Source organism: Sphingosinicella sp. SM1-17, from assembly GCF_056821765.1.
This window is the reverse complement of record NZ_JBPDIO010000001.1, coordinates 1,556,218-1,565,355: the sequence shown is the minus strand read 5'-3', so window position 1 is coordinate 1,565,355 and position 9,138 is coordinate 1,556,218. Positions and strand designations below refer to the sequence as shown.

12 protein-coding genes are annotated in these 9,138 nt (G+C 65.9%); 8 read left to right on the top strand and 4 right to left on the bottom strand.

Annotated elements, in window-relative coordinates; genetic code table 11:
• Positions 1–439 precede the first annotated feature (439 nt).
• From ACRYLT_RS07865 to ACRYLT_RS07845, 5 genes are all read left to right on the top strand, one after another.
• A complete protein-coding gene (locus ACRYLT_RS07865) occupies positions 440–1,012 on the top strand; it encodes a hypothetical protein (RefSeq protein ID WP_482663532.1) in 573 nt (190 codons plus the stop codon).
• Positions 1,013–1,221: 209 nt separating this feature from the next.
• Entirely contained in the window at positions 1,222–1,707 is a 486-nt protein-coding gene (locus ACRYLT_RS07860) for a P-loop nucleotide/nucleoside kinase family protein (RefSeq protein ID WP_482663531.1), read from the top strand.
• Positions 1,708–2,082: 375 nt separating this feature from the next.
• On the top strand, positions 2,083–2,838 hold the full coding sequence (locus tag ACRYLT_RS07855; protein ID WP_482663530.1) for an imm11 family protein: 756 nt from the start codon (positions 2,083–2,085) through the stop codon (positions 2,836–2,838).
• Between the two features lie 94 nt (positions 2,839–2,932).
• A complete protein-coding gene (locus ACRYLT_RS07850) occupies positions 2,933–3,406 on the top strand; it encodes a DUF1330 domain-containing protein (RefSeq protein WP_482663529.1) in 474 nt (157 codons plus the stop codon).
• A gap of 333 nt (positions 3,407–3,739) precedes the next feature.
• On the top strand, positions 3,740–3,934 hold the full coding sequence (locus ACRYLT_RS07845) for a hypothetical protein (RefSeq protein WP_482663528.1): 195 nt from the start codon (positions 3,740–3,742) through the stop codon (positions 3,932–3,934).
• A gap of 196 nt (positions 3,935–4,130) precedes the next feature.
• Here the strand turns inward: ACRYLT_RS07845 and ACRYLT_RS07840 are convergent, their stop codons facing one another.
• Positions 4,131–5,789 (bottom strand): hypothetical protein, encoded by a 1,659-nt coding sequence (locus ACRYLT_RS07840; protein ID WP_482663527.1) that lies wholly within the window; start codon positions 5,787–5,789, stop codon positions 4,131–4,133.
• A gap of 165 nt (positions 5,790–5,954) precedes the next feature.
• Between ACRYLT_RS07840 and ACRYLT_RS07835 the strand changes: the two genes are divergently transcribed.
• Complete coding sequence (locus tag ACRYLT_RS07835; protein WP_482663526.1) at positions 5,955–6,305, top strand: iron chaperone; 351 nt, start codon at positions 5,955–5,957, stop codon at positions 6,303–6,305.
• Positions 6,306–6,388: 83 nt separating this feature from the next.
• On the opposite strand, the gene ACRYLT_RS07830 is transcribed toward ACRYLT_RS07835, so the two are convergent.
• Both ACRYLT_RS07830 and ACRYLT_RS07825 read right to left on the bottom strand, forming a co-directional pair.
• Complete coding sequence (locus tag ACRYLT_RS07830; RefSeq protein WP_482663525.1) at positions 6,389–6,832, bottom strand: MarR family winged helix-turn-helix transcriptional regulator; 444 nt, start codon at positions 6,830–6,832, stop codon at positions 6,389–6,391.
• Between the two features lie 55 nt (positions 6,833–6,887).
• A complete protein-coding gene (locus ACRYLT_RS07825) occupies positions 6,888–7,181 on the bottom strand; it encodes a putative quinol monooxygenase (protein ID WP_482663524.1) in 294 nt (97 codons plus the stop codon).
• A gap of 253 nt (positions 7,182–7,434) precedes the next feature.
• Here ACRYLT_RS07825 and ACRYLT_RS07820 point away from each other — a divergent pair, with 253 nt between their 5' ends.
• On the top strand, positions 7,435–7,914 hold the full coding sequence (locus tag ACRYLT_RS07820) for a GNAT family N-acetyltransferase (RefSeq protein ID WP_482663523.1): 480 nt from the start codon (positions 7,435–7,437) through the stop codon (positions 7,912–7,914).
• Positions 7,915–7,966: 52 nt separating this feature from the next.
• On the opposite strand, the gene ACRYLT_RS07815 is transcribed toward ACRYLT_RS07820, so the two are convergent.
• The gene (locus ACRYLT_RS07815) at positions 7,967–8,197 is read right to left on the bottom strand and encodes a hypothetical protein (RefSeq protein WP_482663522.1); all 231 of its coding nucleotides are present in this window, start codon (positions 8,195–8,197) and stop codon (positions 7,967–7,969) included.
• Between the two features lie 309 nt (positions 8,198–8,506).
• Here ACRYLT_RS07815 and ACRYLT_RS07810 point away from each other — a divergent pair, with 309 nt between their 5' ends.
• On the top strand, positions 8,507–9,037 hold the full coding sequence (locus tag ACRYLT_RS07810; protein ID WP_482663521.1) for a DUF4142 domain-containing protein: 531 nt from the start codon (positions 8,507–8,509) through the stop codon (positions 9,035–9,037).
• The last annotated feature ends 101 nt before the right edge of the window (positions 9,038–9,138 follow it).

The window sequence follows — 9,138 nt, the reverse complement described above, 5'->3', positions numbered from 1 at the left end:
TCTGCAAAGGGTCAATCTTCTTGCCGCAGAATAGGGTCCAGGTGTATTTCGGAGAGCCAGTATCAATCTGGTGACACATGCCTAGGCTCAAGACGAGCTAGGATTCAGGGAAATCTGGGGACACTGAGGGAATTCCGAGGACACTATACTCAATTGCTCCGTCGCGGAGACCTCGTTTCCCGTCGGCTCCACCTACCTCGCCCGCAGCCGCCGCCGGCCGACAGGTTCAGGCGGGCCCCACCAGACGCGGGTGGTGTTGCAGCCCCTGCTGTCGACTTCGTCGGCGATCGGGCCGGCCGCAAGAGCCCGACCTCTTCCTTACTGCGCCAGCCCAGCCCCGACGTGAGATGCTAAAGCAGGTCTCACAGGCCATTTCGGTCTTCCGCTCGATGCTATAGAAAGGTTCGAGAAGCCCGTAGTCATCGAAGGTTCGTGACAAATGGACGCTGAAGCTGAGGCGATCACTGCAGGTCGGGGAAAGTGGGCGCGAAAAGATGTACCTCATCTCGGCTGGACTTTCGTGCGGGAGTACGATGCGAAGGAAGACATGGGAGAGCTAGTTACCTGCGAGATGTGCGAGACGATGCAAGTCCGCTTCGTGCATGTGATGTCTAATGACCGATACCCAGAGCAGCTTCACTGTGGGTGCATCTGCGCGGGACACATGTCTGGAGAGAAGAAAGAGGCAATCGACCGAGACAAACGCATGCGCTCACGCGCGCGACGACGTCAGAACTTCCACAAGCGCAAAGGCTGGAAGGTCTCTCGCAATGGGGCGCCTTACATCGAGATCGACGGCTTCCATTTCGTGGTTGGCCGCAAGGCAGATGGGCGTTTCCAGGTAGGTGCCAAAGGTCCTCGTGACCCAGAGCATCGCTGGGGCACTAAGCGGTACTCGACAGAGGTGGAGGCGATGACTGGATGCTTCGATGCGCTGGAGTTCCTCGAGGGAGAACAACGGGACCGCATCAAGATTGCACGAACTGCACTAATTAGATCGATTGTCGCCTGAGCTGCGGCGCAGCACTCCACGCTCAGAGCTCCGGCGGTGCGACCCCCAATGTCGGAGAGAACGCCATTTCCGGGGACACAATACCTAATTGTCGACCGCACAATTCCGGGGACACAATACCTAATTCGGGTAGGCACTCGTGACGCAACGTCCCGGTTCAAGATTGGGTCGATGCGGCTACTCTCCTCGCTCACGGCCCGGAGAACATGATGGCGCAGCTAGCTCCGTTGGCTTTCCTACTCCACGGCTATCTCGGCGTGGGCAAGACCACGCTCGCGAGGAAGTTGGAGGCGGAGCATGCCGCCATTCGCTTCACTCATGACGAGTGGATGCGAGCCCTTTATGGCAACGACCCACCCGAAGCGTTGTTCGCCCAATATGCCGGAAGGGTATCTGGGCTGATCGAAGCCACCTGGACGCGCTGTCTCGAACTCAGGCTCAACATAGTGCTCGACTTCGGCTTTTGGTCACGATCAGAGCGGGACCGCACGCGTGCACTTGTCGCCCAATTGGGTGGTGAATGCCGTCTCTATCGCGTGACCTGCCCAGATGAGATCGCGCGCCAGCGCATCGAGGGCCGCAACAAAGACCTCGACGCAAGCCTGTTCATCGCACCTGCGACTTATGATGCGCTGAAGGCGCGCTTCGAGCCGCTTGGCCCGGATGAGAGGTCAATCGAGATGGTTACCGGCTAACGCTGCGGTCTCCAGGAACACAAAATTCCAGGGACACAATACCTAATCCCGCTGCGCCTGCGGGGGCCAAGGCAGCGGCCGCGCGGGCCGTCCGGGCACAAGTGGCCCGCGCGCCATCGACTTCGACTATCAACGAGACATGATTCCGCGGGCACAGTTCCCACTGCTCGCAGCTAGCGAGGGGGAAGGCATGCTGTTAGGCATGTTAGCTAACAGCCACATGTCGGCGAGTAGTCGACCTGGGCCCGTTGATTCCGGGTTGGCGGAGGCCTCGCTCCCTGCCTCTTCCACGAACGGGGCGGGAGCGAATTCCGTCTGTCATCCAGGGTCGCGGACTTTGACCCTCAGTCGCGAACTACCAAAGCGGATAAGGCAATGGCTGCAAGAGAATATCTGCTGACTCTCCCGGAACTGCTTGGCGAGAAGATCCGGCTCGTCCAGCCCTGCGTCGTCGGCTTCGAACGGACCGGAGAACCGATCCTGCTCAACGCACTCGACCCACGCAGTTTTGGCCGATCTTTCCTCGCCGAAGCAGGGCCGGATCTCGTCTGGCACGCTCGAACGGAAGTGAAGTCGCTCGACCGGCTCAAAGATCTTTATGGGTTTCATGGCGGAGCGATCGTGTCGCCGCGGGCCAAGAACATCATCGAAAGCGAACACGTTCCAAACGTTGAATTCATTTCGCTTGAGATTGTCTACAAGGACACCGGCACCGTGCTCGGCAACTGGTGGTTCGTAAATGTGTTCAATTGGCGCAAGGTGTTCGACTTCGATCGTTCAAGCGTGACTTATGTCGACTTCCACGAGCCGGTCACGGGCATACGGGAGATATCGCGGCGGTTTGGCTTCCGCGCAATTTCCGACTGGGAGCGACTGGAAGTCAACCGTGAAGCTCTCGATTCCGGGCTCTTCCTTGCTGAAGGTCCAACGGAGCGGATCTGGAACAAGGTGTTCATCTCGCAGCGGCTTGCTGACAAGCTGAACGAAGGCGTTCCAAGGAAACGCCGGATCTATTTTCAGCGATTCTGGCTCGACCGCGGGCCTGGTCCTGCCTTTGACCTTAGCGGCTACCGTTATGCAGGTGGAGCTCTCAATTCCGGGGACACTGAATTCCAGGAACACAAGACCTAATTCTCCTCCGCTCACTGCGGACATGCTGACCCGCCACCACAACCGCAAAGTGCCAGCAATCGCGCGGCGCTTTCCCGCCAGGCAATCCTCGGCCATGATCCTGGCTTTGCCGAGTCAGGGAGCCGCGACGATGCCCGATTGCCATGTCGACCCCGAGCGCGCCGCCTTCGAAGTGTTCAAGGCGCTGCCCCGCGACACGCCGATCGAGATGCTGAACCTCGTCCGCTTCCGCGACCGCGCCGTCTATCCGAGCGACCACGAGGACGCGGCCGCGGGTCTGACCGGCGCGGAGGCGTATCGCCGCTATGGCGAAGAAAGCGGGCCGGTCTTCCGGCGCGTCGGCGGCACCATCGTCTGGTTGGGAACGCCCGAAGGCGTCCTGATCGGGCCGCCGGATGAGCGCTGGGACACGGCGTTCATCGCCCGCTATCCCAGCGCCTCCGCCTTCCTCGAAATGCTTGCCGATCCCGACTACCGCGCCGCCGTCCGCCACCGCCAGGCCGCCGTCGAGACATCGCGCCTGATCCGGATGCGGCCGCGCGAGGCCGACCGCCCCGGTTTCGCCTGACCTTCGGCCCAATCTGGGTTCGGGCTGCCCTCCGGGTTGAACCTCCCGCCACGCCCGCAGGACCTTGACATGTAACGAGAACTGTTGTAACGGCGCAACAGTCGCGAGAGCCGCATCCGCCGCCCGCGCATCGCCGAACTCGCCTCGGGCCGCCCAAGTGCGGCTCTTTTGATTCAGGCGTTCGTCGCGCTCCGAACAAGCACCCTTCCCGTCTGAACAGCCCAGTCGGCGCCGGCGGCCCGCGCGCTCGCAGCATCCACCCCAGCAAAGCCCCGCCTGTCCCGGACAGGCGGAAAGGAGGTCTCATGCCCGTTCGTCATTCAGGAGGGCCGGATGGCGCACGGCGGCGCTAGGCCTGGGGCCGGGCGCAAGCCCGGCTGGCGCAGTCAGGCCGTCGCCACGGCGATCGGCGATGGCCTGTCGCCGCTCGACTTTCTTCTGCAGGTGATGCGCGACGAAACGCTCGACGAGAGCCGGCGCATCGAGGCGGCGAAGGCGGCGGCGCCCTACTGCCACCCGAAGCGCTGACCGGATCCTTCCCAGGGGATCGCCCGCCCGCGGCGACGGCCCGACTCGGCGTCCGGATTGAATTCGTGATTCTTTCAAGTTGGCCCGCTACGCAGGAGCCAACCTTCTGCCAGGCAAGGGAAAATCCCGAACTTGAATCGCGGCCTCCGCACTTGATTTCACCCCGCGCAACCAGACCGGACCGCCGATGATGCCGTCAGCGTGAGGGCCCGCTCGTCGTCCCTTCGTCCCCGGACGCCCGGACGAAGGCCGCGGCCTCGCGGATCTCGGCACGTTCCCCTCCGCTGGCTCCGGTCAGCTCCAGGATCTGCGCATAATAGCTTCGCGCCTTCGCCGCATCGCCGGCCAACCGCGCCGAGCGCGCGGCTCCATAGACGGCGGCGAGCCGCCGCGGCGCTCGAGTCAGGCTCGCCTCATATTCGGCCAGCGCTTCCCCCGGCCGGCCGAGCTCCAGCAGTAGCTCGCCGAGCTGCTCGCGGGCGGGAAGGATCGCGCCCGGAGTCACCGGATGCTTCTCGGCCGTGTCGTCGAGGCTGGCAGCGGAGCGCATCAGCCGGAGCGCTTCCTCGTCCCTGCCCTCCGCGCGCGCCGCCCAGGCCTCGGCGATCTGTCGCTCCACCGCTACCTGCGTGCGCCAGTCATAGGTTCCCGGCGGGATCGTCAGCGCCTGCTCGATCGCCCTCAGCCGCTCGACCGCGCGCCGGGCGGCGGCGGCATCGCGGCTCCGCGCCGCGCCCACGGCGCGCGCGAAATGGATGTGCGCCTCGGCCCAGGTGAAATTCTCGAGCGGAGCGAGGTTGCGGACATTTTCCGGCAGCTCGAGATCGGCCGCTTCCCTCCACTGCCGCCGCTCGAGCGCCAGCCGCGCCGGGATCGCCGTCGCCGCATAGGCCACCGAGAAGACGGGCGGGTCGGCGCGGCGGATCGCTTCGAGCTCCCGAAGGACCCGCTCGGCCTGGTCGTCCTGCCCGGTCTGGAGATAGCCATAGGCGAGATAGTCCATCGCATGCAGCCGCTCGCTCGACGAATCCGGCAGCCCCTGCGCCTGCGCCATGGCTCGCGACGCGGCCTCGGAAGCGAGGTTGGACCTTATCGCCTCGTCCCACAGGCCGAGCCGGACGAAGATGTGCGAAGGCATGTGCTGCGCGTGCGGCGAAGCCGGAGCGATCGCCGCATAGCGCCGCGCCGCGGCAAGGGCGAGTTCGGCAAGCGCCGGATAATCGAAGCTGTGGATCAGATAATGGGCGACGCCGGGATGGTCGGGTGCGCTGGCCAGCACCTGGTTGAGGATCGCTCCGGCGGCCCTTTCCCTGGCGAAGCCGGGTTCGCTGTCCATCGTCCCCGCCGCGACCAGGGTGAGCGCGTAGAACACCGCCGCCTCGCGATCCTGCGGATAGAGTTCGTGCAGCCGCGCCATGGCGTCGGAATAGGCCAGCACGCGGGTCCTGTGGTCGCGAGTCTCGGAGTCGCGGTAGAAGCTTTCCAGCGCAGCGATATAGGCCTGCTCCCGCTCGCTTCCCGCGCCCGCCTGGCGAGCTCTGGCAAGCGCCTGTCTTCCGCTCTCCAGCTCGGCGGCGCTCGGCGCGGCCCAGAGCGGATGATAATAGCTCATCGCGACGCCCCAATGCGCGATGCCGCAGCTCGGATCGGCCGCGGCCGCCTCGGCGAAGGCCTGGGCGGCGGGCTCATATTCGAACGAATGGAGCCAGCCGAGACCGCGCCGGAACGCGGCCGCGGCGGCGGCATTGCAGCTCGTTTCGAAGGAAACGTCGCCCAGTTGCGGCTCGTGGCGATGCTCAGGAGTCTGGACGGCCAATGCCAGCGCGAGGGCGGGCGCGGATAGAAGCAGGTTCATGGCGGCACCTCCGCACCGCTTTTAGCACGTTCGGGGCCCGGCAGCGGAATCAATAAGATCGGCGCGTGGTGATCACCGGGGCGCTGGCTTCCGCGCCATCCCTCTCTCACGCGGGAAGGCTGAACACTTGCCTGCAAGGCCGGGCAAGCATAGCCTGCTTCGGCCATGGCTGCTGATCACGACAGCTACATTGCCGATGTTCCCGAAGAGCTCCGCCCTTTGCTGGTCCGATTGCGCGCCCAGCTTGCCCGCGCGCTTCCCGACGCCGAGGAAGTCATCGCCTACAACATGCCCGGGTTCCGGATCGGCCAGGCGATCGTCGCCGGCTATGCGGCGTTCAGCCGGCAATGCGGCCTCTATCTCTCCCCTTCCGCCATCAAGGCCCATTCCGGCGAGATCGAAGCGGCCGGGCTCAAGGCCAGCAAGACCGGAATCACCTTCTCGCCGAGCCGCACCATCCCCGACGATCTGGTCGAAAAGCTCGCTTCGGCTTCCAGGCAGGCTCAGAACGCCTGATCCCCGGGACCCGGGAGTCCAGGACGTCGTTCAGAGACTCTGCCTCGCTCGGGCAGGCGAAGGGTGCCGAGGCGAAGGCCCGTTCAAGGGCCGCGATCGCGCATGAAGCGCGTGATGAGGTCGAAATAGCCGGGGAGCACCGCGGCGAGCTTGTCGGTGCCCTCCTGGGTCAGCTTCACGAGCCTGGCACGTCCGTCGCTTTCATGTTCGCCGATCGAGACCAGCCCTGCCCGGGCCAGCGTCTGCAGGCTTCGAGTCATGACCGGCCGCGACACGTCGAGCCGGTCGGCAATTTCGCCCGCGGTGAGCGCCTGGCGATCGGGCTCGCGGTCGATCACGATCAGGATCAGGAACCGGAGCTGCGAAAGGTCGTGCGCGGCGAAATAGGCCTCCAGGCGGCGGACGAGCAGGCTGGCCTCGCGCATCATCAGCAGCGCCTTGCCGACCAGCTCGGCGTCCATCGCGGGATGGCGGGCGGCATAGGCCGCGACCATCTGGCGGGTCGGCAGGTCCTTCAGGAAGAACATGGCGCCTTCCTGCCGAGGAACGGGTGCGCGATCCGGCGGACCGGCGTCCGGCCGGTCACGAAACCGCCCGCATCCGGGTGATCGCCACCGGTTCGGCGAGCCACTTCTCATATTTCGCGAAGACGTCGCGGGTGTAAGGCTGGACATAATGCGCCTGGAGCGCGGCCTCGTCGGTGAATTCCTCGAACAGGTACAGCGCCTTGCCGTCCTCCCCCTCGTGGAGCCGAAAGCCGTGGCAGCCGGGCTCGGCTCGGGTGTCGGCCAAGATCCCGCCGATCGCCGCCCGGGCAGCTTCGAAATGCTCGGGTCGGGGGACGATGCGGGCAAACAGGAAGAGGTGATCGGACATGAAGTCTCCTTTAGTTAGCATGCTAACTAAATGGCCGTCGGATGGCAACCGGGCCGGAGCTCCTACGGCTCCGATGCCGCAACATTCGGGAGTAAGCGTAGGCCGCTCAAGCTCGACCGGCCGTCACTCGCCGGCATTGTCCGAACCGCGCCGCAATGGCAGCTGCCTTCGACCATCCACGACCATCCACCCGTCTCCCTGATGCCGAGCGCTCGACCCGGCAGGCGATCCAACCTAGACACTTCCTCCCGTCATGCACATCCGCCCCTACATCCCGGCCGACGCGCCCCGCCTCGCGGACCTTTACGCCCGCTCGGTTCGCCATTTCGGCCCGCGCGCTTATTCGGCCGCGCAGGTGGAGGCCTGGGCGTCCACCGCCGATGCCGAGCGGATGGCGGCGCGCTGCGCCGACGGGCGCACGGTCCTGGTGGCGGTCGAGGCGGAGACGATCCTCGGCTATGGCGACCTCGAAGCGAACGGCCATCTCGACTTCCTCTACACGGCGCCGGAAGGCGAGCGCCGCGGAGTGGGATCCGCTCTTTATTCGGCGCTGGAGGCGATCGCCCTTCGCCAGGGCCTCGACCGGATCTTCGTCGAGGCGAGCGAGCTCGCCCGGCCGCTGTTCGAGCGCAAGGGCTTCACCCTCCTCCACCGCAACGACTTCGAAGTGGGCGGCGTGCCGATCCACAATTACAGCATGGAAAAGCGGCTCGGCCTTTCGCACGCCGGGTGAAGGCGGCGGAGCCTCTGGCCTTGGCCGGGGCCCTGCCGAAGCCGGCCCGGGTTCAGCGCCCGCCTGCGCAGGTCCTGGGCCCGGGGCGGGCCGCGAACCGGCGCGGACCCGGCCGGCGCGGATTGGCGACGGGGAGGCTGACGATGGCGACGTCGACATGGCATTGGCCGGCGCTCACCCGGTAAAGGTCCGGCCTGACAAGTTCGATCCGGTCGACCGGCTGGCCGGGCCCGAACGCTCGGGCGATGGCGGGATGATCGATCACGGCGCGCAGCTCGTTCATCCGCTGGGCGTTGGGCGGAAGCGCCGCCGAGGCGGGAACAGCGACGAGCGCCGCGAGCAGGGCGGCGATGAGCCGAAGCGGGTTGAGCAGGGTCAGGTTCCTTTGCGTCAGGGCTAGGCTGTCCCGTCTGGTCTAGGGAGCAACGCCGCTCGCGCCAAGCCGGCGCCGGACCGACGATCGGGCGGATGAAGGCCGGCCGCGCAGGAAGGGCCGCCTTCCCGCCGCCGCACCTTCTGGCCGGAATTTGCCCCGACTCGGCGCCATGGGTTACACTGTCTCCAACAGCCTAAACCCTTGAAAGGAGAGGATATGAGGAAGCGAGTATTCGCGGCCGCCATTGCGGCGGCCTTCGTCCTGGCCGGGGCGCCCGCGCCCGCCGTGGCGCAATCGTCGAGCGGGCAGGACCTGACTCCGGAGGAACGCGGCGCCTATGTCGCCGTCGCCGGAGCCACCGACCTTTACGAGATCCGGGCGGCCGAGCTCGCGATCGAAAAGGCGCAGCGGCCGGAAGTGCGCGAGTTCGCCCAGATGATGCTGGCCGATCATCGCCGGTCGAGCGAGCAGCTGTCCGAAATCGCCCGGGCCGTCGGCCTGGAGGAACTGCTCCCGCCGGCGATGATGCCGATGCACTGGGACATGCTTCGCCGTCTCGAGCGCGCCTCTGAGCGGCGGTTCGACCGCACCTATGTCCGCCAGCAGGCCGAGATTCACGAGATCGCGGTCGAGCTTCACCGCAACTTCGCCGCCAACGGCCACGGACCCCGGCTCAAGACCTTCGCGGCCGAGGCGCTGCCGGTGGTCACGACCCACCTCGAACGGGTCCGCCAGCTCAATCCCTGAACCGGCCATTGCCCCGCCGGGCTGCGCCCGACGGCGCAGCCGAACGGCGGCCCTTCCTCCGTCGCCGCTCCTCCGCGTCGAGCCTTGTCAAGAGCTCTTGA

Coding starts and splice junctions, on each gene's coding strand:
- ACRYLT_RS07825 (WP_482663524.1), bottom strand. CDS start 7,181: ATGTCCGATCACCTCTTCCTGTTTGCCCGCATCGTCCCCCGACCCGAG.
- ACRYLT_RS07850 (WP_482663529.1), top strand. CDS start 2,933: ATGATCCTGGCTTTGCCGAGTCAGGGAGCCGCGACGATGCCCGATTGC.
- ACRYLT_RS07865 (WP_482663532.1), top strand. CDS start 440: ATGGACGCTGAAGCTGAGGCGATCACTGCAGGTCGGGGAAAGTGGGCG.
- ACRYLT_RS07840 (WP_482663527.1), bottom strand. CDS start 5,789: ATGAACCTGCTTCTATCCGCGCCCGCCCTCGCGCTGGCATTGGCCGTC.
- ACRYLT_RS07845 (WP_482663528.1), top strand. CDS start 3,740: ATGGCGCACGGCGGCGCTAGGCCTGGGGCCGGGCGCAAGCCCGGCTGG.
- ACRYLT_RS07815 (WP_482663522.1), bottom strand. CDS start 8,197: ATGAACGAGCTGCGCGCCGTGATCGATCATCCCGCCATCGCCCGAGCG.
- ACRYLT_RS07835 (WP_482663526.1), top strand. CDS start 5,955: ATGGCTGCTGATCACGACAGCTACATTGCCGATGTTCCCGAAGAGCTC.
- ACRYLT_RS07810 (WP_482663521.1), top strand. CDS start 8,507: ATGAGGAAGCGAGTATTCGCGGCCGCCATTGCGGCGGCCTTCGTCCTG.
- ACRYLT_RS07855 (WP_482663530.1), top strand. CDS start 2,083: ATGGCTGCAAGAGAATATCTGCTGACTCTCCCGGAACTGCTTGGCGAG.
- ACRYLT_RS07830 (WP_482663525.1), bottom strand. CDS start 6,832: ATGTTCTTCCTGAAGGACCTGCCGACCCGCCAGATGGTCGCGGCCTAT.
- ACRYLT_RS07820 (WP_482663523.1), top strand. CDS start 7,435: ATGCACATCCGCCCCTACATCCCGGCCGACGCGCCCCGCCTCGCGGAC.
- ACRYLT_RS07860 (WP_482663531.1), top strand. CDS start 1,222: ATGGCGCAGCTAGCTCCGTTGGCTTTCCTACTCCACGGCTATCTCGGC.